Source organism: Magnetospirillum moscoviense (assembly GCF_001650635.1).
GTDB classification, from domain to species: domain Bacteria; phylum Pseudomonadota; class Alphaproteobacteria; order Rhodospirillales; family Magnetospirillaceae; genus Magnetospirillum; species Magnetospirillum moscoviense.
Genome location: NZ_LWQU01000154.1, coordinates 1 through 26,417, shown reverse-complemented (window position 1 = coordinate 26,417; position 26,417 = coordinate 1). Strand labels below are relative to the sequence as shown.

Below are 26,417 nucleotides of genomic sequence, written 5' to 3'. Positions count from 1 at the left end.
GGCTGGGTCGTCGTCACAGTCTCGGTGGTGGTCACCGGCTGGGTCGTCGTCACAGTCTCGGTGGTGGTCACCGGCTGAGTCGTCGTCACATTCTCGGTGGTGGTCACCGGCTGGGTCGTGGTCACAGTCTCGGTGGTGGTCACCGGCTGCGTCGTGGTCACGGCCTCGGTGGTGGTCACCGGCTGCGTCGTCGTCACAGTCTCGGTGGTGGTCACCGGCTGCGTCGTCGTCACATTCTCGGTGGTGGTCACCGCTTCCGTGGTGGTCACCGGCGCTTCAGTGGTCGGCGGCGTGGTCGCCTGCGGCGGGGCAACGGACGGAGCCGGCTGGGTCGGAGCCGGCTGGTCGTCGCGATCCTCGGCCGCCGGTTCCGGCGTCGGGGTCACTTCGGGGAAGCGGTCTTCGGGGGTCGGGCCGGGCTCGGGCTGGTTCGGCAGGTTGGCGCCGAACTGGGCCGGGGGAATGTCTGTCGGGGGAACCGGCTGCTGCTGTCCGTCGGAACCAACTTCGATCGGGTCGATGGGGGCGCGGGCGCCGAACGGATCGATCCCGAACTGGGCGCCACGGCCCAGCAAGGCCTCGCCGCCGCCATCGGCCAGCGCGGCGACTTCATTTTCGCGGAATCCGCTTTGCACGTTGGCCAGGTCGGAATTGTCGCCCACCGATTGCTCGGCGTCGCGATGTTCGACCGCACGTTCCTCGCCCTCGGGCATGCTGTCCCGCAGAACGGTCAGATCGTCGAGGATCTGGGCATCCAGCTTCTGTTCGTTGCTGAGTGTGCCGGTTTCGGGCGAATCGTTGTTTTCGTCGGCCATGGTGGTACCCCTTAAGACAGCATTCCACCATCAATCCTAAACCCCCGGGCGGAAAGAACAACGCGGCCAGGGGTTACAACGAAAACCGGGCGATCGAGGCATTTAACACCCCCATCGCCCGGGTAAATTCGACTTGCGCACAAGCCGGTATCATCACCGCTCGTGGAAGGAACTCTTCAGCGACACGAACACCGGCTTGAACAGATACTGGATCAGGACTTTCTCGCCGGTGACGATGTCGGCATCGACCGACATGCCCGGCAGCACCATGTTCTGGTTCTCGCCCGGCCCCATATAGGGCCGGGCGATCTGGACGATGCCACGATAGAACGGCTTCTTGTCTGTCTCGTCCATCAAGGTGGTCGGCGATACCTTGATCAGGGTGCCGGGCAGCGTGCCATAGCGATTATAGTCGTAGGACGACACCTTGACCTTGACCTGCTGGCCGATGGCGACATGGCCGATATCGGCGGTGGAAATCTTGACCTCGGCTTCCAGCACCGCGTTGGTCGGCACGATGCGAGCCAAGGTGCCGCCGGCGGGTAGCACCTCGCCGATGGTGTGGACCCGCAAATCCTGCACCTGGCCGGCGACGGGGGCCTTGATCTCCAACCGGGTGACGCGGTCTTGCAGCTTGGTCAGGGCGTTCTTGACCTGCTCGGCCTCGTTGGTCACCGATCCCAGTTCGGAAAGCGCGTCCTGTTCCTGGGTGGCGCCCTGGCTGGCCCGGCGGCGTTCGACCTCGGACAGCGCGTCGGTGGCGACCTTGATCTGCTCGGCGATGCGGGTGACCTCGCCCTCGGCGGCGACCTTGGCGCGCGCGGTTTCCAGATAGGTCTGGCGCGACACCACGCCGCTTTGCGCCGCTTCCTGGCGGATCACCGTCTGGTCGGTGGTCAGGCGCAATTGCTGCTGGGCGATGCCCAGCGCGTCACGCAATTGCTTGACCTCGCGGCGCTTCTGGTCGATCTGGCTGTCGATGACGTCGATGGCGCTCTTGCGGGCCATCAACTGGCCTTCATACAGGTGCTGCTGGTCGGCGGCCAAATCGGCATAACCGGGCGTCACCTTGGCGAAGTCGGGCTTGCGCCGCTCGGTCACCGCCTTCAGGCGTTCGGCCCTGAGCAGCAATCCGTAATAGCGCGCCAACATCTGCTGGTGTTCGGAACTGGCGTCGGCAGCTTCCATGCGCACCAGCACCTGCCCTTCCTCGACCTTCTGGCCATCGACCACCAGGATATCGGCGACCACGCCGCCTTCCAGGTGCTGCACCACCTTGATCTGGCCGGTGGGGGTCACCTGGCCGGGGGCCGCCGAGATCTCGTCGATATGCACGATCGAGGCCCAGACGATGAACAGCACCAACAAGGCGGCGGCGGTGATCAGGCCGCTGCGGACGAAAGTCGGCAGACTGGCTTCCTCGAACAGGATCGGCTCGGACAGCAATTTGCGCTGACGGCCACCCCGGGCGATCACCAACTGGGTGCCGGGTGCCGAGGCCGCGGCGGAATTGGATTCGCTCATCGCAGGTTCCCCATGATCACGTTCTTCAGTTGCTCGAAGGTGCCGACCTCGCGGACATAGCCGTCTTCCATATAGACCACCGCGTCGGCGGCACGCAGATGGCTGGGCCGATGGCTGACGATGATGATGGTCGAGGTCTTGCGCAATTGCTCGATCGCCGCCAGGAAGATCTGGTCGCCTTCGTAATCCAGGCCGTTGCCGGGTTCGTCGAACAAGATCAACGGCGCCGGCTTCAGATAGGCGCGGGCCAACGACAGACGCTGGCGGAACCCGTTGGGCAATTGCTCGCCTTGGCCATCCGAGATGCGGGTGTTGAAGCCTTCCTTCATGGCCATGATGTCGTCATAGACGCCGGCCAGTTGGGCGGCCCAGCGCAATTCGTCCTCGTTGGCGATCGGATGGCTGAGCCGCAGGTTCTGGGCGATGGTGCCGAAGAACAGGTCGCAGCGCTGCGGCGCATAGGACACCAGCGAGCGCAGGTCCTGCGGGTCCAGCTGACGGATATCGACATTGTCCAGCCGCACGCTTCCGGCTTGGGGGACGTACAAACCGGTGATCAGCTTCAAGAGGGTCGACTTGCCGGCGCCGTTGGGGCCGGCGATGGCCACCACCCGCTTGGGGTCGATCTTCAACGACACGCCCAACAGAGCCGGGTCGGCGTCGTTGGAATAGCGGAAGGACACGCGGGCGAACTGCAGTTCACCCTGGAAATTGCGGGTGGCGTTGCGCGGCAGCGCCACGTCGTGCTCGGTCTTCAGGCGCATCAGCCCGTCGATCTGCTTGATGGACGCGACCGCCCGATAAAGGGTGGTGATGGACAGGAAGCCGGTCTGCAACGGCGAGATCAGCCGCCACAGGATCATCATCGCCGCCACCACCGCGCCGGTGCTGCTGGAGCCGTCGAACACCCGGACCACCACCGTCACCAGGGCGGCCAGGCCGGTCAATTGGCCGATGGCCTGCGACATCACCGCCAGGTTCGAGGTGACGTGCTGGGATTCCAGCTCGGCGGCGACGAACTTGCCCGACAACAGCCGATAGCGGTCGAACCATCGCGTTTCGGCGCCGGACTGACGGATGGCGCGCATCTTCGACAGGGCATCGGCCAGGAATTCCTGCCGGTTGGTGCCGTGCTTCGAGGCGTTTGTGGTCTGCGCCACCATCTTGGGCTGGGTCACCACGCCCAGCAGGGTGAAGGCCAGGACCGAGATCAGCAGCACCACCAGCAAGGACGGCTCGATCACGCCCAGCACCACCACGAACACCAAGGCCGCCGGAATCTCGTAGAACACCAGGGCGATGGCACCCAGGAACAGCTCTCGCAGCGATTCGAAATCCTTCAGGCGCGACAATTGGCTGCCCACCGTCACCTGCTCGGTGGCCCAGGCCGGCAGCGCCAGGATGCGGCGAAAGATCGCCGAGCCGATCAGGAACTCGCCCCGCGCCCCGATATAGGAAATCACCCGGGCGCGCAGATGACGCACCAGCCAGTCAATGGCCAAGGCGCCGACCAGGCCCAGGAACAGGAACGGAATCAGCCCCACATCGCCGCTGGGGATGATGCGGTTGAACACCGCCATGACGAACAGCGGCGGCACCAGCACCAAAAGGTTGATGCCGATGGTCAGCACCAGCGACAACCACACCAGCGAGCGGAAACGGCCGAACACCCGCTTCATCCAGCTGCCGGCCTCGGCCTCCTCGACGGCGTTATCGGCCTCGCGGAAGACGTGGATCTGGCCGGGAACCGCCGAAGCCGGCACATGCTGGGTGGTCAGCGTACGGCCGTCGAAGCAGAAGAATCCCTGCTCCTCGTCATAGCGGACCAGCACCAGGGCGTCGCCGTCGTCGGGGACGAACAGGCACGGCAGGATGCGCGGATCGACCCCGTTCAGCTTGAGGTCGATGGTGTGGCAATTGAAGCGCAGGTTGGCCATCACCCGGCGGAAGCCGGCAATGTCCAGCGACCGGGCGAAATGGGGCAACGCCTCGGCCAATTGCCGGGCCGAGCCGCGCCAATCCATGGCCTTCAACAAGGTCGGCAGGCACAGCGTCAGGTCGGACAATTCGGGGAAGCGCTCGAGCACCGTCGCGGTCATGCGTTCGTCCGGCAACGGTCGCGCCACCGGCACCAGCTCGGTCTTGGCGGCCGACGACACCACCGGCTTGGCCTGAGGCCCAGTCTCGGCCTTGACCGTCTCGGCCTTGACGGTCTCGGCCTTGACCGTCTCGGCCTTGACCGTCTCGGCCTTGACGGTCTCGACCTTCGCAGACTCGACCTTGGCCGGCTGGGCCGGAGCCGGCAAGGCCGCGGCCGGGGCCTCGCCTTCCAGGGTGATCTTGCCATCGACCAGGTTGAACACCCGGTCGGCCAGCTTGACCAGCGACGGCCTGGGTGTCACCAGGATCATGGTCTTGTGACCCTTCAGGCTGACCAGATATTCGCGCAGCAGCTCGTCACCGGCGGAATCGATGGCGATGTTGGCCTCGTCGAACAAGATCACCGCCGGGTCGTGCACCAGGGCGCGGGCGATGGCGATACGCTGCTTGATACCGGCCGGCATCGATTCCGAAGCCGAATTGCCGACCGGGGTGTCGTATCCCAACCGCATACCCGACACCACCCGGTCCAATCCCAGCATCGCCGCCACTTCATAGGCGCGCTCGACCAGGGCCGGGTTGAACATGGTCAGATTCTCGAGAATGGTGCCATCGACCAGCACGCCCTGTTGCGGCAGATAGCCGATGCGCTGCGACACGCTGGACGGCGAGAACTGCGCCAGATCGAACCCATCGACCGAGATCGTTCCTTCGGTCGGCAACAACTGACCGGCCATCAACCCCAGCAGGGTCGACTTGCCGCTGCCGTTATCGCCGACGATGGCGACGCATTCGCCGGCCTTGATGTGCATCGACACGCCCGCCAGAACCGACTTGGGCATACCGGGATAGGTCAGGCCGACATTGTCGAGGCGAACCTCGCCGTCCACCTTGGGCAGGATCGGCTGGGCCGATTCCCGCGCCCCCAGGTCGAACAGCTTCTCGATCTGCTGGCGGGCGACGGCGAAGCCCTGGAAACGGATCCAGGTCCCCAACACGCCTTGCAACGGCTGCAAGCTGCGCCCGGCCAACATGATACAGGCGGCCAGCGCGCCCGGGGTCATCGAGCCCGCCACCACCAGGCCGGCGCCGACGCCGACCACGGCGATGGTTGCCAATTGGGCGAACAGCTGGCCGATATTCAGCGCAACCACCGAATGTTTGGCGCTGTCGTGGCTGTGCTCGACATTGACGTCCTGCAGCAGCTCGTAGCGGCGCTGCATCATTTCTTCCATGGCCATGGTCTTGACCGAATGGATGCCGGTCAGGGCCTCGGCCAGGAAGCTGAAGCGGCGCTCGTCGAATTCGGCGCGGCGGCGGATGTCGTCCCTGACCTTGCGGCCGTTGCGGATGGCGACCAGGGTGAAAGCGCCAACCATGGCCACCGGGACCATCGCCAGCCAGCCGCCCAGCAGCGCGATCAGGGCGATATAGACCACCACGAAAGGAACATCGAACAGCGACAACAGGGCCTGGCCGGAATAGAACTCGCGCACCTTGGCGCTGGCCCGCAGGCGTTCCATCAGCACCGTCGGACCGTGCCGCTCGAAATCGGGCAAGGGCGCGCGCAGCAAGCGCTTGAACGCCTCGCACGACAGCCGGTGCTCGAAGGCGGCGCCCAGCCAGCCGGTAAGGTGATTGCGCCCCATCCGGACCGCCGATTCCAACACCATGGCCACGACCACGCCGACGGTCAGCATCCCCAGGGTCGACATCGACTGGTGCGGAATGATGCGATCATAGATCTGCAGCAGCATGATCGGCAGGGCGAGTGCCAGGATATTGATGACGGTCGAGGCCAGCCCAAGCTCTGGCAGCAGCTTGCCGATATCCGACAAGCGAAAGAAATCAGTATGAGACTGTTCCGACGTCGTTTCTCGCGTTACTTGTACCATCGACCACTTACCTACTGGCGACACCTGTTGTCTTCACCTGACCAAGCGCCGCAATCCAACACTTCCGACGATTGGAGGTTGGTTGATTCCGTTGGCCATTTCAAGCCCGGAACCTTCGATCGACACTTTTCGTTTCAACTCGTTACCTGGGAACACTTGTAAGCCCGCATGAAGCGTATCATAGTAATTCGGGGTAAATTCAGCGGGCGAATTCGACAATGACCTTCCGTGTCGTCGGTACTGGCGCAGAACAGGGAACAGCCGTGGACGAAAAGACCAAGGATGTCAGCCTGCGCCCGCCACACTCGGCGGGCGCAGTAACGCTGACCGGCAGGGGTGGCGCGATCGAGGCCGGCTCGATGGACCAGTTGCTGGACCGCCTCGAGGCCCTGTCCTTCACCTTCGAGGCCTTGAACGCCAGCAGCCGCACCTATGCGGCCGAGGCGGTGCTGGAAACCCTGGCCCGGATGGAACGCCGCGACCTGCAGTCGCTGGCCGCCATCGAGACTTTCGCCAGCGCCTTGAAGACGGTCAGCCAGCATCTGGCCGGCCTGCGCAACGCGGTGCAGAACGCTGCCCACGACACCGCCGCCGGGTTCGAACATATCAGCCAGCGGCTGGACCGCCTGGAAACGAAGTCGGGCGGCGCCGGCCCGGTCGCCAGCAACGATTCCAGCGTGCTCACCACCATCGCCGAGCGGCTGAACCATATCGAGCAATTGATCGAGGACGAATCCGAGACGGCGCTGCCCCAGGTCGATCTGTCGCCGATCGGCCAGCAATTGGAAACCATCGCCCGGCGGGTCTCGCGGGTCGAGGGCAAGGTCGATACCCTGCCCACCACCGTCGGCAAGAGCCAGCAGCCAGACCTGAGTCCGGTCGCCACCCAGTTGGAGACCATCGCCCGGCGCATATCGCGGGTCGAAGGCAAGGTCGACAAGATCCCCGACTCGTTGGTGGTTCACAACACCGCGCCGGACCTGTCGCCGATCACCGTCCATCTTGACGCCCTGGCCCGCCATATGTCGCGGGTCGAAGGCCATGTGGTGGCGATCCCCGACTCGATCTCGGGCTCGATCCCCAACCTGACCCCGGTGGCCGAACTGCTGCGCAACGTGGCCGATCAGATCGCCACCGTCGATCACCGGGTCGCCGCCATCGACAACCGGGTCGCGGGCGTCGATACCAAGGTCTCGGCCATCCCCGCGGCGATCGCCGGGGCCAAGCCGGACCTCAAGCCGGTCAACACCCAACTGGAAACCATCGCCCGGCGGGTGTCGCGGGTCGAGGGCAAAATCGAGGCGATCCCGGCTTCCATCACCATTCCAGCCGTCGATCTGGCTCCGGTCACCGAGATGCTGCAGACCATCGCCCGGCGGGTGTCGCGCATCGAGCGCCGCATCGACGAGACCCCGGCGGTCGAGCCGGTCAATCTGACGCCGCTGCACGATTTGCTGCAGCTGATTTCCCAGCGGATCGCCACGGTCGAAGGCCGCACCGACCTGAAGAAGGATTTGGCGGCGCTGAAGCCGTTCCTGGGGGCGATCGAACAGCGCCTGGGCAACATGGAAGCCGGCCTGGGCCTGGCCATGGATTTGGACCAGGCGATGATGGACGCCCCGCCGGTCGCCCCCGTGGCACCCGTCGCCCCGGCCAAGCCGGCCGCCCCGGTGGTCGCAGCAGCTTCTGCTCCGGTTCCGGTCCAGAAGGCACGGCCGCAGACGCCACCCCAGCCGCCGGTTCAGGCTCAGGCGCCGAATCCGGCACCCACGCCAGCCAAGAATGCGCAGGCCGCCCCTGCTCCGGTTCCCGCCGCCGCCGCCGTCGCGGCTCTGGCGCCGATTCCGGCCCAGGTTCCCGTCCCGGCTCCGGTCGAAGCCACCGCCGAGACGCCGGCCGAACCCGTCGCGGCCGCAGCTGCGGCTCCCGTCGCCGACGAAATTGTCAGGATTTCGCCAGAACCGGTAATGATTTCGGACTCCCCGGCCAAGCTTGAACTTGCACCGGCGGAAGCAACCGATTCCGAGGTCAAGATCGCCGTCGCGCACCCCCCCGAGGTCAGCCCGGCACCCCTGCCCGAACCCGCGGCCGAAACGGCCCCCGAAGTCGCGATCGCGACAGCCCCCGAAGTCGCCATCGCGACGGCGCCGGAACCCGAACCGGCGCCGGTCGCCGAAACCGTGGCGGAGACCGTCGTCGAGACCGTGGCCGAAACCGTCGCGGAGACCGTCGTCGAGACCGTGGCCGAAACCACCGTCGAGACCAGTGCAGAACCGACGGCGCCCGCCGCCGACAGCTCGGCGCAACCTGCCCCGGCAGCGGTGACGCGCCAGCGCGTCGACCAGTTGCTGGAACAGGTCTTCCGCGTCCTGTCTCGCTGAGCGCTGGGCGCGGTCATGCGCATGAGCGCGCGCCCCCCCACGCCAAGCCCGGCAGATCAGGCCGACCAAGGCGACCTGACCTTGCGTCAGCAGGAAATCCTGGCGCTGGTCCGCGCCGGCAAGGGTAACAAGGACATCGCCAACGAACTGGGCATCGGCCTGGGCACCGTCAAGCAGCACGTCGTCGCCTTGTTCCGCAAGCTCAATGTCGCCTCGCGCGCCGAGGCGATCACGCGGTCCACCGACCTCGATTGGCAGGCCCATCGCGGCAGCGCGGCGATCTTGTCGATGCCGGCCGACGACAGCCTGATCGAATTGCGCCCGACCTGCATCTTAAGCGTCGGGGCCACCGCCGCCGATGGCGGCCCGGCCGGCGAGCAGGCCTGGCGGGCGCTGAACCGCACCTTGTCGGCGCTTGCCGCCGAGCACGATTGCACCCTGGTCGCCCTGCCCGGCATCGGCATCGACGTGCTGTTCGGCCTGCACCGGGTGGGCGAGCACGACGTCCGCACCGCGCTGGCCATGGCCCAGGCGGTCGCCCTCCAGACCGAGCCGGGCTTGGGCGGCGTGCGGGCCGGGCTGGCCTCGGGGTTCCTGGTGGCCAGCATGCACCGCCATGGCGGCTGGACCGGGGAAAGCGTCGCCGGCCACGCCATCGCCCGCGCCCGCGACCTGCGCGACGGCGCCGCCCCCGGCACCCTGCGCACCGACACCGCCGCGCGTCGGCTGCTCGCTTTCACCGGGCTGGACGTCAACAGCCTGGCCTGGCTGACCGACGATACGTTGGGCCTGACCCGGCGGCCGTTCAAGATGCCGCCGCCGCCCCGTCCTGCCCGCCCCCTGGTCAACCGGATCGAAGAGTTGCTGGCGCTCCGCGACGCCTATGATGCGGCCAAGGCCGCTGGCACCGGGATGGCCGCCCTGGTCGAGGGCGAGGCCGGCATGGGCAAGTCCGCCCTGTGCGAGGCCTTCGTCGCCGCCATCTCCGCCGACATGGGGACCCGCCTGACCTGTCGGGCCGGCGCCGACAGCGACAGCCTGCTGGAAGGCCTGGTGGCGCTGGGCCGGCGCAAGGGAAGGCCGCCAACCAATCCCGGCCTCGACGACGCCCGGCAGGGCCTGGAGCGGGCCTTGGCCGCCGGGCCGGCGCTGGTGTTCGTCGATGATTCCCAACGCGCCACCCCCCTGGAAGCCGAGCTGATCGCCCTGCTGGCCGAGACCGCCACGCGCGCGCCGCTGGTCGTGCTGATCGCCGCCCGCCGGCTGCGCCTTGAAAGCGTCAATTGGTCGGCGCGCCTGCGCATGACCCGGCTGGCCCATGGCGAGATCGCCGCCATAATCGCCGCCGAGACCGCCGATCGCCTGGGCGCCGCCACCCGCCAACAGATCGCCGACCTGGCCGAGGGCGTGCCTTTGTTCGCCGTCGAACTGGCCCGTTCGGCGCTGATGTCGTCCGGCCAGCATGACGGCTCGCCGACCCCGCCGATGAGCCTGGTGACCCTGGTCCTGTCGCGCATCGATTCCCTTGGCCTGCATCGCGGCCTGCTGCGGCTGGTGTCGCGCGCCGACGATGTGACGGTGGAATGGCTGAAAAGCCTGTGGCCGGCCGAGTATGGCGATTGCGACCATGAAGTGACGCGCGCCGTCGAGGGCGGCGTCTTGAAGTTCGAGGCCGGCCGCGTGGCGATACGCCATCCGCTGGTTCGCGAAGTGTTGAAGGCCGTTCTGCTGGCCGGGCGCGGCGCGCCTTGGGCCGAAAACGGCAAGGGTTAGAACGATGCCAAGGGGAACAGCCTGCCGATGAATCGCCTGACATGGAAAACGGGAACGGCTTTGGCCGCGCTGCTGGTGGCGTCGTGCACCGTCGGCCCGGACTATGTTCGCCCCGAAACCCCGGTGCCGGAATCCTTCCGGACCTCGGCCGACCAGCCAAGCCTGCCGCCGCCGCCGACCCGCTGGTGGACCGAGTTCCAATCGCCGGAGCTGAACAGTCTGGTCGATGAAGCGCTGGCCAACAATCACGACCTGCGCGCCGCCGTCCAGCGCATCGCCCAGGCCGAGGCCAAGGCCGGGGTCGAGGCCGGCGCCTTGCTGCCCGACCTGAAGCTGTCCGGTTCGGGCAGCGCGCGCGCCCCCAAGGGCGGCGTCGGCTCGGTGCAGACCGCCACCACCGAGACCGAACGGTCGGACCGCACCTATCAGGTCGGGTTGAAATCCAGCTACGAGCTGGATTTTTGGGGCAAGAACCGCAAGGCCATGGAGGCCGCCCTGGCCACCGCCCAGGCCAGCGTGTTCGACCGCGAGACGGTGGCGATGACCCTGGTGTCGGATGTCGCCACCGCCTATTTCCAATATCTGCAAGGCTGCGACCGCGTCCTGGTCGCCGAAGCCAATGTCGACAACATGAAGCGGGTGCTGGAGAAGGTGAAGCGCCGGCGCGCCGTCGGCGAAGGCAGCGACCTCGAGGTCGCCTCGCAAAGCGCCATGCTGTCCCAGGCCGAAGCGACGCTTCCGATCCTCAACCTGGCCCGCGACCAGCAATTCCACCGTCTGGCCCTGCTGCTGGGGCGCGCCCCCAACGACCTGAAACTGGGCTGCCGGCCGCTGGCCAGCGTCGCCATCCCGACCGTCCGCCCCGGCCTGCCGTCGGAATTGCTGCTGCGCCGCCCCGACATCCGCAAGGCGGAATCCGACATGGTCGCCGCCAACGCCAATATCGGCATGGCGCGCGCCAAGCTTTACCCCAGCATCTCGCTGACCGGCGAACGCGGCTACGGCAGCAAGGAGCTGATCAACGTTATGAGCCCGATCAGCATGTTCTGGACCGTCACCGCCTCGCTGGCCCAGACCTTGTTCGACAACGGCAAGACCCAGTCCGAAATCGCCTATTACGAGGCCCGCTGGGGCGAACTGGTCGAGACCTATCGCAAGAGCATCTTCTCGTCGTTGCGCGACGTCGAGGACGCGCTGTCCTCGATTCACCATTATGCCGACCGCGACGAGGCCAGCACCCAGCGCCTGCGCCACGCCCGCGAGGCCAAGCGCCTGAGCGAGCGCTCGTTCGGGATCGGCATCATCGATTACCTGAGCGTCCTGGAAACCGAGCGCACCCAATACAATGCCGAGGACGAGCTGGTGCAGGCCCGTTTCGCCCGGCTGACCGCCGCCATCAACCTGTACAAGGCCATGGGGGGCGGGCTGGAAGAGCCGCCGCCGCCCACCGAGACGCCCGCCGCCGAAGGCCCGAAGGAGAGCACCGATGCCAACGGCTAAGCCGATCCGCCTGGCCGTCCTGGCCGCGACCATCATCGGGCTGGGGGCGTGCAGCGAGACGACCTTTCGTCGCAGCACCCTGCACCATGTCCAACTGGACGGACGCGAGATTTCGGTGTCGTGGATCCGCATGCAGCCGGAAGAGGTCGAAGTGGTGGCGTGGGAGGCCAAGACCTTCGAGTGGGTGCAGTCGCCGGCGACCCAGCGCCTGGACCGGCTGACCGCCGCCCGCGCCGCCGAAACCGTGGTCGATCAGCTGTGCTGGCGCGGTTTCGTCGTCGCGCCGACGCCGGGCACCTATGCCGAGGGCCACCACGCCTTCCGCTATCGCTGCCTGCCGGCTAAATAGGATCGCTGCCGATGCTGGGGGCCCTTCGTCATCTTGTGTTTGTCGTCCTGGCGGCCCTGCTGGTCGCGGCCGGGCCGGCCGGCGCCCAGGAATGGAAGCGGCTGCCCTGGCATCTGGTCGACTATTTCTATCGCATGCCCGACATCGCCGACTTCCGTACCTTGTCGATGGAGGTCGAGATCCAGGGCCGGGTCGAGCCGGGCCAGTACGTCTATGTCGCGCCGCTCAACGGCAAGATCGGCGGCAACATGTTCTATTTCGGCCTGCAGACCGACCTTTATAACGGCGACACCCGCAAGATGATGGGCAAGGGCTTCATCTTCTCGCGCTGGGGCGCGGCCGAGGCCGGCGACGGCAAGCCCGGACCCGGCGGCTGGGCCGAGGCGATGACCCACACCCAATCCGGCGAAGGCGACTTCGCCAGCGTCCGGCTGCCTTATGCCTGGCAGCCCGGGCGCTACACCTTCCGCATGGAAGCGCGCCCGGCTACGCCCTTGCCCGGCCAATGGGTCGATCTGTCGGTCACAGACCATGCCCGCGCCCGCCGGGTCGAGATCGGCTCGCTGCGCTTTCCGACCAATGCGCCGGCCCGCTTCGACCCCATGCCCGCCAGCTTCGTCGAAATCTACGGCAAGCTGCCCAAGGACCCCGCCCGCCCCGGCCTGCTGGTGGCGCCCGATTTCACCGTCCGTTTCGCGCCCCCCCTGGTCAATGGCGGCCTGTCCCCGCTGGGCGGCGATGTCCATCAAAGCAGCCGCGTCCCCCCCTTCGCCCGACTGACCCGGGCCGCCGACCACGGCGCCATGGTGGTGGTCGGCGGCACCGCCGCCGCGCCCCCCGAGCGCGCCCCCTGATTGCCAAGAAAGAGCCGCCGATGATGAAGCCTTGCTCCCTTGCCCGCCCCACCCTGGCCGCCCTGCTGGTGGCCGCGACGCTGTCGGGCTGCGGCTGGAACACCCGTCAGCCGCCGACCACCAGCCTGGACCATTCCAATCCCCGCCCGCCGCAGACCGACGTGCTGGTCCGAGACGACCTGAACACCGGCAAGCTGGTATTCTACGGGCCGCCGATCCTGGCCCCGCAAGGCCCGGACATCGGGCGCGACGGTCACCGCCTGCGCAGCGAGATCGACAAGCAAACCGGCGCCGTCACCCACTGGATCGATCTTCGCGTCCATTGGGTCGGCTCGGGCATCGATTACTGGGTCGCCGCCGAGGCCCGCCGCAGCGGCCGCAACGAACGCGCCGACACCACCTGGGTCGAGCACGAACGCTCGAACGCCTCGTTCGAGAAGCCCCGGATGGCCGACGGCGACGGCAGACTGACCGAAGCCGACAAGAGGACGGTACCCTTGAAGCTGGGCGTGCCGCATCTGGCGGTCGGCACCTGCGCCCGCGTCCTGTGGATCGGCTGCGACCACGACGAGGAAATCGCCGCCATCCTGCCCGAAGACCTGCTGACCCAGGCCGGCGATACCGACCTTAGGGTTCGCTTTCGCATGAATCACGGCCGCACCTATGTCGGCGTGGTGACCGCCGAACAAATCAATGCCCAACTGACCCGCATCGAGCGGTGGCGGCGGGTCGGCGGTTGACAGCCGAACGGTTTGGCGCGACCCTATACGAACGTATCAAGCATCCGGAATGGGTCGGGCCAACCACCTTCCGCGCCATCTTTCGCGTGGCGCCATCTTTCGCGTGGCGAATATGCGCAACTTCCCGTAGTTTCGCCGTTCGGATTGGTCGGTGACGGATGCCGTCGGACTTTCTGGGTCAGGTCACCAGGGCGAGGCAGGAATGGGTGGTTCCGACACTTTGAAAACCGGTTTGTTGGTGATCGAGCAAGGGCCGCACACGACGATCCTTCGCCCGCAGTCCGCCGAGATTCCCCGCCTTTCGGTCAACGCCTTTTCCATCGACCGCCCGGTTCGCGTGCTGCTGGTCGAAGACGATCCCGGTGACGCCCGCCTGGTGTGGGAGGCGCTGCAAGCGTCGGACGAGGCCCGCTTCAAGGTCACCCATGTCCGCTCGATCGCCGACGCCAAGACCCAGCTGGAAACGCCGGGCTGGGATGCGGTGCTGCTGGACCTGACCCTGCCCGATTCCGCCGGCATCGGCACGCTGGGCAAGATCCAGGCGGTGGCCCGTTCGCTGCCGATCGTGGTGATGACCGGCCTGTCGGACCCCAAGCTGGCCAATTACGCCCTGGAAGTCGGCGCCCAGGACTTCCTGGTCAAGGGCGACGTGTCGTCGGGGATGGTCGCCCGGGCCATCCGGTACGCCATCGCCCGCATGAAGACCCAGCAGGCCTTCCAGTCGCTGGTGACCATGCTGGAAGCCGAACGCAGCCGCATGCAGCAGGAAATCGACGCGGCGCGCTCGATGCAGTTCGCCCTGCTGCCCAGGCCGGATCGCCTGCGCCCACGGCTGGACCATCTGGGCCTGATGGTCGAGACCTATTTCGAACCGTCTTCCGGCATCGGCGGCGATTTGTGGAGCAGCCTGGATTGCGGCGACAACGCCATCGGCTTCCTGGCCTTCGACTTTTCCGGCCACGGCGTCCAGGCGGCGCTGAACGCCTTTCGCCTGCATGCGCTGATCCACGACCATTCCAACCTGGCGTCGGACCCGGCCGCATTGTTGACCGCGCTGAACGTCGCCATGAAGCCGCTTCTGCCGACCGGCCAGTATGCGACGGTCTTCTACGGCATCATCGATTGTGCCGCCAACGAACTGCGCTGGGCGGCCGGCGGCTGGCCGCCGCCTTTGCACTTCTCGGGCGACGCCCCGCCGGTCGCGTTGGACACCCGCGGCCTGCCGCTGGGCATCTCGAACAAGGCCTTCTACGAGACATCGACGATCCCGTTCGGTCTGAACGACCAGCTGGTGCTGTACAGCGACGCCCTGCCCGAGACCTGCAACGCCGAAGGCACCATGCTGGACCAGACCGGCACCATCGAACTGGCCGCCAACTGCCGGGGCGCCGCCATCGGCAGCCGGCTGCAGGCCCTGCTGGATGGTTTTTTCGCCCGCAACACGGTTGGCGTCGATGACGACCTCACGATCTTGTGGATCAGTCGCTCGCGCCCACCCGGGCCATAATCGCGATGGCCGCCCCCCCCTTGCCTTGTTCGAGTACGTTGATGGATATCGCCGAAACCTCCCAAGAGCCGCAGATCTGCTCGTTAAGCGGACGCTTTACCTTCAAGGACAACGACGCGTTCTTGCAGGCCATCCGCGATTTCGTCGCACGGCCGGCCAAGCATCTCGTGCTGGATCTGAGCCAGTTGGAATTCATCGATTCCTTCGCCCTGGGTCTGTTCCTGGTCGCCACCGAAATGGCCGAGGCGGCGGACAAAATGGTGACAGTGCGCAACCCGCAAGGGCCGGTGCGGCGGCTGTTTAGGCTGTCGCGGCTGGAACAGGTGCTGCACATCGAGGATTCCATTGAATCCGCCCCCATGCCGACCGCCGCGCCGCCCCAGAACCTGCGCCAGGATCTGCAGATTTCCGGTCTGATCGAGCTGGAGCCCGGCGTGATGTCGGTCGAATTGAGCGGCCGCTTCACCTTCGCCGATCATGCCGCCTTCCAACATCTGATGGATTGCGTCAAGCCCGAGGCGATCCGCGACCTTCATGTCGGCCTGTCCGGCCTTGATTTCATGGATTCGGCCGGTTTGTCGATGTTGCTGGTCATCCGCGACGAGTTGGAGGCGCGCAACGGCAAGTTGGTGCTGGTGTCGCCGCGCGGCAAGGTGATGCAGTTGTTGCGCCTGTCCTCGGTCGATACCGTCGTATCGATCATCGACGCCCCCAAGACCGCCTAGGGACAGCGCCGATGACCGGGTTGATCGCCTTCTACGACGACATGGTTCCCCCAACCCGTCTGGTCGCGCAAATGGACGAATTGGGCGTGCGCGTCGAGCCGGTGATCGAATGCCTGCCGACCATCAGCGTTCCTTGCGTCGTGGTCGGCCGCGCCAACCCGGCCAAGATCCGCCAGGGATTGACGGTGCCGTCGCACGGCTTCGTCGAATGGAATCCGGGCGACCACCAACCGGTACCGCAAGCCTGCCTGGATTGCGCTAGCCGGGGCGGCCTGACCCTGGCCCTCAACACCCGCATGGCCTATCAGACCGACATCGCCCAGCAATTCACCGAGGCCCTGCTTGTGCGCTTTCCGAAGCTGGAGGCGATCCTGGGCGACATCGAGCTGTCGCTGGCCGAAGCCGTCGCCAACGCGATCATTCATGGCAATCTGGGCATCGGCAGCAAGATGCGCAGCGATTTCGCCGGCTTCGCCTTGTTCCAGGCGACCTTGCTGGAACGCCTGGAAGACCCGGACCGCGCGGACCGCCGCGTCGAGATCACCGCCTTGCCGGTCGGCGACACTGGCCTGAAATTGTCGGTGACCGACCAGGGCGACGGCTATGACATCGACACCGAGATGCGGAAGTCACCCCGGGCCGAGGCCAAGAGCGGACGCGGGCTGGGCCTGATCCGCCAATTGGCCTCGGATATTCAGGTGGCCGCCGGCGGGCGCACCCTGACCATGGATTTCACCCCGGCGATCACCGCGCGATGATCGGCAGCAGGCCGTGGCGCTGGGCGGATTCGCGCAGACGCCCGTCGGCCTTGACGGCGGCGACGAAAGTGTCGACCGCCTTCAGCCACGCATCGTCACCCTTCGGCACCGCATAGGCGTAAGGCGTGGGGGCCAACGGCTGCTCGGGCTCGACCAGACGGGCCCAGTCGGTCAGGCTGACCATGCGCCGGCCATAGGGGAAGTCGGTCATGAAGATGTCGGCGCGACCGCTCAGGACTTCCTGCTCGCGCGCCTTGAAATCGTCGACCACGGTCAATTGCGCCGCCTTCAAGGTCTCGCGCATCACCGGCTCCATCACTGTGCCCTTCATCACCACCACCACGACGCCCTTGACGTCGATGTCGGCCCACGAGCGGATCGCCTTGTTGTCCTTGGTGGTCACACCGATGGTGCCGCTGACCAGATGCGGCTGGGCGAAATTCATATGCTGGGCGCGGTCGGGGCGAATGCCGACGGCATGCATGGCCACGTCGCAGGAATCGTTGGTCATGTTCTCGATCAGCTTGGCGAACGAGCTGTCGATGAAGACCGGAGCCACCCCCAGCGAACGAGCGAATTCGCGGGCCATGTCGATGTCGATGCCTTCCAGCTCGCCGGTCCGGGGATTGCGGTAGCTGATGGCGAAGTAATCGGGCCAGATGCACACGCGGATCTCGCCGCGACTGCGGATCGCCGACAGCCGGTCGGCCGCCTGGGCCTGGTCGAAAACACCGGTGACGACGGCACAAACCAGCGCCATCGCCAAAATGATTTTGCGTGAAGTATGCATGGCCGCCACTTTTTTGTTTCACCACCCCAGACAATAGGCATAATCCAACATTTAATGGTTCCCTGCATCCGTTTTTTCCGCCTGTCCGCCCCCCCCCTGACGAGCTTCGCACCACCCCATGTCGCATTCGCCCATGAGCCAGACCGTCGAAACGCCGCCCTTGTTGCGGTGGGGACCGGTGGCGATTGCGGTGGGGGTGACGGTGGTGTTGTTCCTGACCGTCTCGACTGGCTACTTCCAGGCGATTGCCGACCGCGAGGAACGGGCCGTCGCCTCGGCCAGGACCATCGAACAAGGCGTCACCCGAACCCTGGAATCGGTCGAGACCACGCTTTCGATGATCGCCGAGGAAGCGCGCTCGGGCCTGGCCGGCGACGACCGCAACCTGGCTGCCGCGCGGCGGCGCATGGCCGATTCCCTGCGCCTGGCCCCGCATATCCGCCAGTTGGCCATCCTGCGCGGCACCACCGTGTTGGCCGACACCAATGGCCCCGACGGCACCAAAGTCGATCTGGCCATGCTGGGACTGGACAAGAACCAGGCGGCGCCCACCGGCCACGGATTGCGGATCGGCACCTTGCAAAAAAGCCGGTTCCTGCCGCACCAGGGCGAGCTGCCCGACCAGCACAGCCTCCGTTCGCTGATTCCTGTCGCGCTGGTGGCAGCCGATTCCACCTCGACCGCGCCTTTGATGATCGTCGCCGCGCTGAACACCGCCTATCTGGAAGAGATCTTCACCAGCGGCGCCTTCAGCCGGGGCAGCCACCACGCCCTGGTTCGCCAGGACGGCCAGCCGTTGATCGCCACCGACGGTCTGATCGACTGGAATGCTCCGCTGGCGGCGATGCTGTCGTCGGGAGCGGACCAGCATTTCGTCTCGGTTCAATCCCTGGCCGTGCCGCTGGGCGCCACCGCATTGCGGCTGTCGGCACGCTATCCGATGGCGGTGGTGATCGGGGTCCGTCATGCCGAGACCCTGCGCGACTGGGCCGGGCGCAACCGCACCATCCTGGCGGTGTTGGCCGTGGTCAGCCTTGGCGCCGCCGCCGTGCTGTTCGTGGTCCTGCGCCAGGCCTTGGTTCGCCGCTCGTTGCAGGCGCAGGTCCGTGTGCTGGTCAAGGCCATCGAGCAATCGCCAGTGGTGGTGATGGTCACCGATGCCGACGGCGTGATCGACTACGTCAACCCGGCCTTCACCCGCCTGTTCGGCTATACCGCCGAGCAAGCGGTCGGGCGCAACCCGCGCCTGCTGAACAGCGGACAAAATCCGCCCGAGAATTATCGCTCGCTGTGGGACTGCCTGACCCGCGGCCAATCCTGGAGCGGAGAATTCATCAACCGCGCCAATGACGGGTCGCTGGTGCACGTGTCCTCGACCATTTCGGCGGTTCGCGACAGCCACGACCGCACCACCCATTTCATCGGGGTGATGGCCGACATCACCGAGGCCAAGCGGGCCGAGCGCGAACGCGAATCGCTGATTCTGCGCCTGGGCCGGGCCAACGAGGGGCTGCAACGCTTCGCCGAGATTTCCGCCCATCACCTGCAAGAGCCGGCGCGCCGCCTGGTCAGCTTCGCCCAGCGGCTCAAGATGCGCCTGATCGGCCGGTTCGAGGACGAGGACGCCCAGGTGTCGCTGGCCTTCATCGAGCAGCAGGCCGGGCGCCTGCGCGATCTGCTGCGCGACGTGCAACTGTACCTGGCGGCCGACGTCCCGCTGGGGGCGCAGTCGGAAATCGACACCGCCCGCGTCGCCCGCGACGTCGTCTTGCGCTTCGGCCCCAGGATCGAAGCGGCCCACGCCCGAATCCTGGTCACCGACCTGCCGCACCTGACCATCGACGCCCCCCGGCTGGCCGACCTTTTCGCCATCCTTTTGGAAAACGCGATCAGTTATCGCCGCCCCGACATGGCGCCGGAAGTCATCATCAGCGGCGAAACCACGGCCGATCGGGTTCGCCTGACCGTGGCCGACAACGGCACCGGGATCGCCCCGGAATTCCGCGAACGGGTGTTCAGGGTGTTCGAGCGCCTGCCGCGGACCGGCGACATGCAGGGCACAGGGATCGGACTGGCCATCGCCCGACGAATAGTCGAAAGCAATAGTGGCCAGATTTGGATCGAGGAAACCCCCGGCGGTGGCGTCACCGTCGTTGTCGAATTCGAGGTTGCAGAAAAATCATGACCCTTCCGAACGGCACTACCAGACGCCATGTCCTTTTGGTCGAAGACGATCTTGCCGACGCCCATCTGGTCCGGCTGGCCATCGGCGAGGAAACCGGAAAGGTCGCCGTCCACCATGTGCTGGACGGCCTGGAAGCGTTCGAGTTCCTGAAGCGGTCGGAACAGCGCTCCGCCACCGCGCCCCGGCCCGACCTGATCTTGCTGGATCTCAACATGCCGCGCATGGACGGCCGCGAATTCCTGGCCGAGTTGCGTCATTCGCCCGATCTGATGGATATCCCGGTGGTGGTGCTGACCACCTCGGATGTCGAACGCGACGTCTTGGCGTCGTATCAGTTGGGTGCCGCCGGATACGTGGTCAAGCCGGTCGACCTCGACGAATTCACCCAGGCGATGCGCCGGCTCCAGGATTACTGGTTCTCCTTGACCCGACTGCCGCCCTCGCGGTCATGATCAGAGGGCAATCGTCACTGGTTCACCATCCATTTTTAATTCACGATCATTCTATTTATACTGCGAAGGTATAGTTCACCAGTTTTCAGTCAGGGAGGACGTTGTCGTCATGGAAGTCCGTCAAACGGTGGTCACCGGTGGCGAGCCTTTGGCCGCTTTGAGCGAAATTTCCCCCAATCTGGTCCTGGTGTTCGGATCGGTCGCCGCCATGCGCGGGGCCGAGTTCCATGGACAATTGCGCGCGGCCTTCCCGGCAGCCGAACTGATCGGCTGTTCGACCGCCGGTGAAATCGCCGGCCAGCGGGTCCGCGACGGCAGCGTCGTGCTGACCGCCATCCGCTGGGACAAGACCCGCCAGCGCGCAGCCAAGGCCCGCGTGACCGACATGGCCCATTCCGACGATGCCGGCCGCGACATCGGCCGGGTGTTGAAGGGTGACGGACTGCGCGCCGTGCTGGTGTTCGGCAAGGGCCTGGGCATCAACGGCAGCGCCTTGATCGAGGGCATCATCGCCGAGGTCGGCGGCGAGGTTCCGATTTCCGGCGGACTGGCCGGCGACGGCGGCGCCTTCACCGAAACCCTGACCCTGTCCACCGACGGCGTCGATTGCGACGGTGTGGTCGCGCTTGGCCTTTATGGCGACGCCGTCGAAATCGGCCATGGCAGCTTTGGCGGTTGGCAGCCGTTCGGGCCGGTGCGCAAGGTCACCCGCTCGGAAGGCAACGTCTTGTTCGAACTGGACGGCCAGTCGGCCTTGGCCCTTTACAAGGAATATCTGGGCGAATACGCCAAGGACCTGCCGGCGTCAGGCCTGTTGTTCCCGTTCGAGATGCTGCGCGAGGACCACAGCACGGTCGGCCTGATCCGCACCATCCTGGGCGTCGACGAGGCCAGCGGCTCGCTGGTCCTGGCCGGCGACATCGATGCCAACGGCTATCTGCGCCTGATGCACGCCAACAATGACGGCCTGGTCGATGGCGCCGAGACCGCCGCCAAGCGGGCCGGGGCCGGCCCCGGAGCAGTCCCCGGTCAAACCCTGGGCATCCTGGTCAGCTGCGTCGGCCGCAAACTGGTGATGGGCGACGCCGTCGAGGACGAGGTCGAAGCGGTGGCCACCGTGCTGGGCAAGAGCGCCACCATCGCCGGCTTCTACTCGTATGGCGAGATCGCGCCCTTCTCCTCGAACATCGACTGCAAGCTGCACAACCAGACGATGACCGTGACGTTCATTGCCGAGCGGTGACATGAACCGAATTCTTTTACGTCAGTTGCGCCGAGCCTTCGGAGTCGATGGCGAATCCGAAGTCCAGGCGCTGTTGATGGAATTGTTCACCCTGCCCGCCGACAGCCTGCCGCCGTCGGCGGCACGGCTGATCGCCGGGCTGGCCGAGCTGCTGCGCCGGGTCGAGGACACCTACGAGCAGAACGAACGCGACCTGTCGCTCAGGAACCGCAGCCTGGTTCTCAGTTCCGACGAACTGAACCGGGTCAACGAGCGCTTGCGCGACGAGGCCCACGCCCAGGCCCAGGCCATCGAGACCCTGCGCGGCACCGTCAACGAGTTGCTGGCCGCCTCGGACATGCCGATCATCGACGAGGGTGCGGCCGGGCTGGACAAGCTGTCGGCGCTGATTTCCAACCTGGTCCACGAGCGCAGCGACATCCAGCTGGAACTGGAACAGCAGAAGTTCGCCCTGGACCAGCATGCGATCGTCAGCATCGCCGACCGTGCCGGCACCATTCTTTACGCCAACGACAAGTTTCTGGCGGTCAGCGGCTTTTCGCGCGAGCAATTGCTGGGCCAGAACCATCGCATCGTCAAGTCCGGCGCCCACCCGCCCGAATTTTTCCGCGAGATGTGGCGAACCATCGCCAGCGGCGAAGTGTGGCACGGCGAAGTGTGCAATCGCCGCCGCGACGGTCAGCTTTACTGGGTCGATGCCACCATCGTCCCCATCCTCGACGAGCGCGGCAAGCCGCGCCAATATATCGGCATCCGCACCGACATCACCGAACGCAAGCAGATGGAAGCGGCGCTGCGCGAAAGCGAACAGCGCCTGCAGATCGCCCTGGATGCCGGCTCGATCGGCCTGTGGACCTGGAACCTGCAAACCGATCAGGCGACCTTCAGCAGCCAGTGGATGGGGATGCTGGGCTATCCGCCCGACGCCTTCCCCCATACCGGCCAGTCCTGGGCCAACCTTTTGTGCCCCGACGACCGCGACTCCGTCCAGGCGGCGCTGAACTCCCATCTGGAGGGCCGGACCCCCACCTACGAGGTCGAGTTCCGCCTGCTGCACCGCGACGGGACGTGGAGATGGATCATGGCCTCGGGCCGCCTGATCGAACGCGACGGCGACGGCAAGCCCTTGCGCATGGCCGGCACCCACAAGGACATCACCGACCGCAAGAGCGTCGAGGCGCAATTGCGCATCGCGCTGGACAACGCCGAGGCGGCCAACCGGGCCAAGTCGGACTTCCTGGCCACCATGAGCCACGAAATCCGCACCCCGATGAATGGCATCATCGGCATGACCGGCCTGTTGATGGACACCCATCTGACCAAGGAACAGCGCCATTTCGCCGACACCGTGCGGATGTCGGCCGAATCGCTTCTGGGCATCATCAACGACATCCTGGATTTTTCGAAAATGGAAGCCGGCCGCCTGGAATTCGAGGATGGCCCCTTCGAGATCACCCCGCTGATCGAGGGCGTGGTCGATATTCTGGGTCCGCGCACCAAGGGCAAGGACATCGATTTCAGCTATTTCATCCCCACCGAGGCGCATGGCGTGTTCTCCGGCGATGCCGGCCGCCTGCGCCAGGTGCTGATGAACCTGGCCGGCAATGCCGTCAAGTTCACCGAAAAGGGCGCGGTCACCATCACCGTCGGCGCGCGCCACGTCTCGGACGACACCACCTGGCTGGACGTGTCGGTGGCCGACAGCGGCGTCGGCATCCCCGAAGCGGCGCAAGGCAAGCTGTTTGCCAAGTTCACCCAGGCCGATTCCTCGACGGCGCGCAAGTTCGGCGGCTCGGGGCTGGGACTGGCCATCTCGAAGACCATCGTCGACATGATGGGCGGCGAGATCGGCTTCACCAGCAAGGTCGGGCACGGATCGACCTTCTGGTTCAAGGTGCCGCTGCGCTGCATCAGCCGGGTCCAGCCGGCCCAGGCCCCCGACAATCCGCTGGCCGGGCTGCATGTGCTGGTGGTCGACGACAACGAGACCAACCGCGAGATCTTCTTCCGCCAATTGCATTCCTGGGGCGCCGTCGCCGCCATGGCCGACAGCGCCACCAGCGGCCTGATGGCGATCCGCTCGGCCTCGCTGTCGGGAAGCCCCTTCCATGTCGCCCTGATCGACCATCACATGCCGGGCATGAGCGGACTGGACCTGGCCGCCGTGCTGCGCGCCGACCCGGCCCTGGCGGAATTGCGCCTGATCCTGGCCTCGTCGGGCAATCCCGGGGAGTTCGCCGAGGCCGGCAAGCGGCTGGGCCTGTCGGCGGTCTATTCCAAGCCGCTCAGGCAAAGCGCCCTGCTGGATTGCCTGATGGAGATCACCGGCAAGCGGCCCGAGCAGCCGGTTCCAGTTCATTCCGGCCCGGCCACCGACACCGCCACAGGGATGGCGTTGCGCATCCTGGTGGCCGAGGACAATTCGGTCAACCAGCAGGTCGCGGTGGGCTTGCTGGCCAAGCTGGGCCACCGCGCCGATGTCGCCGATGACGGCCGCGAAGCGCTGAACCTGGTCCAGACCTGCGACTACGACCTGGTCTTGATGGACATGCAGATGCCCAACATGGACGGGTTGGCCGCCACCGCCGCGATCCGGGCGCTGCCCGGCGACAAGAGCGCCATCCCGATCATCGCCATGACCGCCAACGCCATGCAGGGCGACCGCGAGATCTGCATCAATGGCGGCATGAACGATTATGTCAGCAAGCCGATCGACCGCCGCCGATTGTCCGAGGTGCTGGATCGCTGGACCGAGCGCGTGCTGGGCCGGCGCAAGAATTCCTGCCAGCCCGACTCCGTCGCTTCGGCCGAGCCGCACGCCGCGGCAGCCGAACCGGACATCATCGACAAGGACGCGCAAGAGGGCTTGATCGACGCCCTGGACCGCGACGTCTTCATCGGCCTCTTGACCTCGTTCACCCGGTCGATGCCGACCAGGCTGCGCGAGATGGAATCGGCGCTGTCCGATGCCGACATGGACCAGTTGAAGCGCACCGCTCACTCGCTGAAGGGGGCGGCGGCGAATTTGGGGCTGCCGCGCCTGGCCGAGTGCTTCTCGCATATCGAACAGGCCGGGATGTCCGGCGACCATCCCGCCGCAGACTGCTGGTTCGAGAAGGCGCTGGGCGTCGCCGAGACCACCCTGGCGGCCCTGTCTTCGGAGTTCGGGACATGACCATGCGCATCATGATCGTCGACGACAACGACACCAACTTGACGCTGTTCGAGCAGATCGCCAAGCGGGTGGCCGAGGATGTGGTGGTGACCTGCCACCCCGACCCGATCGAGGCGCTGCAGAACGCCACCGCCTCGCTGCCCGATCTGGTGGTGGTCGATTTCATGATGCCGGGCCTGGACGGCCATCAATTGCTGGAGGCGATCCGCCTGCTGCCGGGCGGCCGCGATGTTCCCATCATCATGATCACCGCCGCCGGCGAGCGTCAGGTCCGTCACCGCGCCCTGGAGCTGGGCGCCACCGACTTCCTGACCAAGCCGGTCGACGCCACCGAGATGCGGGTGCGCCTGACCAACCTTCTGGCCCTTCGCCGCAGCCATCTGGCCCAGAAGAACCGCAACAAATGGCTGGCCGAAGAGGTGCGCAAGGCGACCAGCGCCATCACAGCCCGCGAGCACGAACTGATCGTCCGGCTGTCGCGCGCGGCCGAGTTCCGCGACCCGGAAACCGGCGGCCACATTCAGCGCATGGCCCATTTCTCGCGCATGATCGCCGCCGGCCTGGGCCTGCCCGACGACCAGTGCGACCTGATCTTGAAGGCGGCGCCGATGCACGATGTCGGCAAGCTGGGAATTCCCGACGCGATCCTGCTGAAGCCGGGCCGGCTGACCGACGAGGAATTCTCGGTGATGAAGCGCCATCCGTCCATCGGCCACGCCATCCTGGACGGATCGGAATCCGACCTGATCCGTCTGGGCGCCGAGATCGCCTATTACCACCACGAAAAGTACGATGGCAGCGGCTATCCGTTCGGCCTGAAGGGCAAGGACATTCCGCTGACCGGCCGCATCGTGGCGGTCGCCGACGTGTTCGACGCCCTGACCAGCACCCGGCCCTACAAGACCGGCTGGACGGTCGAAGAGGCGGCCAAGTTCCTGGAAACCGGGCGCGGCACCCATTTCGACCCGGCCTGCGTCGACGCCTTCCTGGCCGCCTGGCCCGACATCCTGGCGACGCGGGCCCGCTTCGCCGACGATGGCGGCCATTGACGAACTGCGCCGTCAGACGGCGGCGTTCCTATGGCATCAGGTCATGGACGACGATTTCAGTACCATTGCTGACATCGAACAGGCAGGGCGCGTTCCGGCAGGCCTGACGCTCTTGCCACCCCGTCCCGGCAAAACGGCGCAAGCTTCCCGTCCGGGTATCAACCAGAACAAAATCTCCCTGCTGCGGCCGATCGCATAGAACCGCGACCTCGTCGAAAAGCATGCAACGCCCGCCATCGACGACGACCGGCCGGCATGACACGTTTTCATCGACGGTCAGGCAGTGCAGAAGGTCTTGATCCTTCCAGAAATCAGATTTTGCGCCAAAGGCGTAGAAACCATCATAACTCGCCACCAGCGGTCGAATTACCGCGTACTTCCAGAATGCAACGTTAAACATATTAAATGGGATGCTATGCACAATACTTCCATTGCTTCCATAAATTAATAACCGCTCACCGCTATCCACGCTATAAACCGCTGCCACCGTCTTATACCGCTCGACGTCCGAAGTGACTCGGAGGGGATTGAACGAAACCGCTGGCGCGGTATTGGAGCCTGATGTGACGTCGAAGGCTCCCGTCTGACAGGGTTGGTTTCCC

At 66.0% G+C, this 26,417-nt stretch carries 18 protein-coding genes and 1 pseudogene; 14 read left to right on the top strand and 5 right to left on the bottom strand.

The features are described from left to right. From A6A05_RS13995 to A6A05_RS20240, 3 genes and pseudogenes are all read right to left on the bottom strand, one after another. A pseudogene (locus A6A05_RS13995) lies at positions 1 to 815 on the bottom strand (hypothetical protein); the annotation flags it as partial. 153 nt (positions 816 to 968) lie between these two features. Continuing rightward, positions 969 to 2,339 carry an HlyD family type I secretion periplasmic adaptor subunit gene (locus A6A05_RS13990; protein WP_068502399.1) on the bottom strand — a complete coding sequence of 457 codons (1,371 nt, stop codon included), beginning with the start codon at positions 2,337 to 2,339 and terminating at the stop codon, positions 969 to 971. Further along, positions 2,336 to 6,277, bottom strand: coding sequence for a peptidase domain-containing ABC transporter (locus A6A05_RS20240; protein ID WP_172822284.1), 3,942 nt, complete (start codon positions 6,275 to 6,277; stop codon positions 2,336 to 2,338). The genes A6A05_RS13990 and A6A05_RS20240 overlap by 4 nt, the downstream gene beginning before the upstream one ends. Before the next feature lie 320 nt (positions 6,278 to 6,597). On the opposite strand from A6A05_RS20240, the gene A6A05_RS13980 reads away from it, so the two are divergent. From A6A05_RS13980 to A6A05_RS13940, 9 genes are all read left to right on the top strand, one after another. After that, the gene (locus A6A05_RS13980) at positions 6,598 to 8,715 is read left to right on the top strand and encodes a coiled-coil domain-containing protein (protein ID WP_068502396.1); all 2,118 of its coding nucleotides are present in this window, start codon (positions 6,598 to 6,600) and stop codon (positions 8,713 to 8,715) included. Positions 8,716 to 8,736: 21 nt separating this feature from the next. Beyond that, complete coding sequence (locus tag A6A05_RS13975) at positions 8,737 to 10,488, top strand: LuxR C-terminal-related transcriptional regulator (RefSeq protein ID WP_216635805.1); 1,752 nt, start codon at positions 8,737 to 8,739, stop codon at positions 10,486 to 10,488. A gap of 27 nt (positions 10,489 to 10,515) precedes the next feature. Further along, the gene (locus A6A05_RS13970) at positions 10,516 to 11,988 is read left to right on the top strand and encodes an efflux transporter outer membrane subunit (RefSeq protein WP_082910975.1); all 1,473 of its coding nucleotides are present in this window, start codon (positions 10,516 to 10,518) and stop codon (positions 11,986 to 11,988) included. Further along, on the top strand, positions 11,975 to 12,337 hold the full coding sequence (locus tag A6A05_RS13965; protein ID WP_068502388.1) for a hypothetical protein: 363 nt from the start codon (positions 11,975 to 11,977) through the stop codon (positions 12,335 to 12,337). Before A6A05_RS13970 ends, A6A05_RS13965 begins: the two co-directional genes overlap by 14 nt. 11 nt (positions 12,338 to 12,348) lie before the next feature. After that, positions 12,349 to 13,191, top strand: coding sequence for a DUF3472 domain-containing protein (locus A6A05_RS13960; protein ID WP_068502383.1), 843 nt, complete (start codon positions 12,349 to 12,351; stop codon positions 13,189 to 13,191). Between the two features lie 20 nt (positions 13,192 to 13,211). Continuing rightward, positions 13,212 to 13,931, top strand: coding sequence for a hypothetical protein (locus tag A6A05_RS13955; RefSeq protein ID WP_068502371.1), 720 nt, complete (start codon positions 13,212 to 13,214; stop codon positions 13,929 to 13,931). 202 nt (positions 13,932 to 14,133) lie between these two features. Then, positions 14,134 to 15,438 carry a PP2C family protein-serine/threonine phosphatase gene (locus A6A05_RS13950; protein ID WP_068502369.1) on the top strand — a complete coding sequence of 435 codons (1,305 nt, stop codon included), beginning with the start codon at positions 14,134 to 14,136 and terminating at the stop codon, positions 15,436 to 15,438. A gap of 41 nt (positions 15,439 to 15,479) precedes the next feature. After that, positions 15,480 to 16,163 carry an STAS domain-containing protein gene (locus tag A6A05_RS20235; protein ID WP_172822283.1) on the top strand — a complete coding sequence of 228 codons (684 nt, stop codon included), beginning with the start codon at positions 15,480 to 15,482 and terminating at the stop codon, positions 16,161 to 16,163. Between the two features lie 11 nt (positions 16,164 to 16,174). Next, complete coding sequence (locus tag A6A05_RS13940; RefSeq protein ID WP_068502367.1) at positions 16,175 to 16,921, top strand: ATP-binding protein; 747 nt, start codon at positions 16,175 to 16,177, stop codon at positions 16,919 to 16,921. On the opposite strand, the gene A6A05_RS13935 is transcribed toward A6A05_RS13940, so the two are convergent. Further along, entirely contained in the window at positions 16,908 to 17,711 is an 804-nt protein-coding gene (locus A6A05_RS13935) for a substrate-binding periplasmic protein (RefSeq protein WP_068502365.1), read from the bottom strand. The two genes, A6A05_RS13940 and A6A05_RS13935, sit on opposite strands and share 14 nt — an antisense overlap. Positions 17,712 to 17,844: 133 nt before the next feature. Between A6A05_RS13935 and A6A05_RS13930 the strand changes: the two genes are divergently transcribed. The 5 genes from A6A05_RS13930 to A6A05_RS13910 all read left to right on the top strand — a co-directional run bounded on the left by A6A05_RS13930 (position 17,845) and on the right by A6A05_RS13910 (position 25,815). Continuing rightward, a complete protein-coding gene (locus tag A6A05_RS13930) occupies positions 17,845 to 19,896 on the top strand; it encodes a sensor histidine kinase (protein WP_068502362.1) in 2,052 nt (683 codons plus the stop codon). After that, positions 19,893 to 20,348 (top strand): response regulator, encoded by a 456-nt coding sequence (locus A6A05_RS13925; RefSeq protein WP_068502360.1) that lies wholly within the window; start codon positions 19,893 to 19,895, stop codon positions 20,346 to 20,348. Before A6A05_RS13930 ends, A6A05_RS13925 begins: the two co-directional genes overlap by 4 nt. Before the next feature lie 109 nt (positions 20,349 to 20,457). Beyond that, on the top strand, positions 20,458 to 21,591 hold the full coding sequence (locus A6A05_RS13920; RefSeq protein WP_068502359.1) for an FIST signal transduction protein: 1,134 nt from the start codon (positions 20,458 to 20,460) through the stop codon (positions 21,589 to 21,591). A 1-nt stretch (position 21,592) separates the two neighbouring features. Then, entirely contained in the window at positions 21,593 to 24,766 is a 3,174-nt protein-coding gene (locus A6A05_RS13915; protein WP_082910972.1) for a PAS domain-containing protein, read from the top strand. Continuing rightward, entirely contained in the window at positions 24,763 to 25,815 is a 1,053-nt protein-coding gene (locus tag A6A05_RS13910) for an HD domain-containing phosphohydrolase (RefSeq protein WP_342670026.1), read from the top strand. The genes A6A05_RS13915 and A6A05_RS13910 overlap by 4 nt, the downstream gene beginning before the upstream one ends. Positions 25,816 to 25,843: 28 nt before the next feature. On the opposite strand, the gene A6A05_RS13905 is transcribed toward A6A05_RS13910, so the two are convergent. After that, positions 25,844 to 26,417: hypothetical protein (locus A6A05_RS13905; RefSeq protein WP_216635804.1), on the bottom strand; the 574-nt coding region annotated here is incomplete at its 5' end.

Bases quoted from the DNA above. Each gene is read 5' to 3' on its own strand.
- A6A05_RS20235 (WP_172822283.1), top strand. From the start codon at position 15,480: ATGGATATCGCCGAAACCTCCCAAGAGCCGCAGATCTGCTCGTTAAGC.
- A6A05_RS13920 (WP_068502359.1), top strand. From the start codon at position 20,458: ATGGAAGTCCGTCAAACGGTGGTCACCGGTGGCGAGCCTTTGGCCGCT.
- A6A05_RS13955 (WP_068502371.1), top strand. From the start codon at position 13,212: ATGATGAAGCCTTGCTCCCTTGCCCGCCCCACCCTGGCCGCCCTGCTG.
- A6A05_RS13930 (WP_068502362.1), top strand. From the start codon at position 17,845: ATGAGCCAGACCGTCGAAACGCCGCCCTTGTTGCGGTGGGGACCGGTG.
- A6A05_RS13940 (WP_068502367.1), top strand. From the start codon at position 16,175: ATGACCGGGTTGATCGCCTTCTACGACGACATGGTTCCCCCAACCCGT.
- A6A05_RS13910 (WP_342670026.1), top strand. From the start codon at position 24,763: ATGACCATGCGCATCATGATCGTCGACGACAACGACACCAACTTGACG.
- A6A05_RS13935 (WP_068502365.1), bottom strand. From the start codon at position 17,711: ATGCATACTTCACGCAAAATCATTTTGGCGATGGCGCTGGTTTGTGCC.
- A6A05_RS13970 (WP_082910975.1), top strand. From the start codon at position 10,516: ATGAATCGCCTGACATGGAAAACGGGAACGGCTTTGGCCGCGCTGCTG.
- A6A05_RS13965 (WP_068502388.1), top strand. From the start codon at position 11,975: ATGCCAACGGCTAAGCCGATCCGCCTGGCCGTCCTGGCCGCGACCATC.
- A6A05_RS13915 (WP_082910972.1), top strand. From the start codon at position 21,593: ATGAACCGAATTCTTTTACGTCAGTTGCGCCGAGCCTTCGGAGTCGAT.
- A6A05_RS13950 (WP_068502369.1), top strand. From the start codon at position 14,134: ATGGGTGGTTCCGACACTTTGAAAACCGGTTTGTTGGTGATCGAGCAA.
- A6A05_RS13990 (WP_068502399.1), bottom strand. From the start codon at position 2,339: ATGAGCGAATCCAATTCCGCCGCGGCCTCGGCACCCGGCACCCAGTTG.
- A6A05_RS13925 (WP_068502360.1), top strand. From the start codon at position 19,893: ATGACCCTTCCGAACGGCACTACCAGACGCCATGTCCTTTTGGTCGAA.
- A6A05_RS13960 (WP_068502383.1), top strand. From the start codon at position 12,349: ATGCTGGGGGCCCTTCGTCATCTTGTGTTTGTCGTCCTGGCGGCCCTG.
- A6A05_RS13975 (WP_216635805.1), top strand. From the start codon at position 8,737: ATGAGCGCGCGCCCCCCCACGCCAAGCCCGGCAGATCAGGCCGACCAA.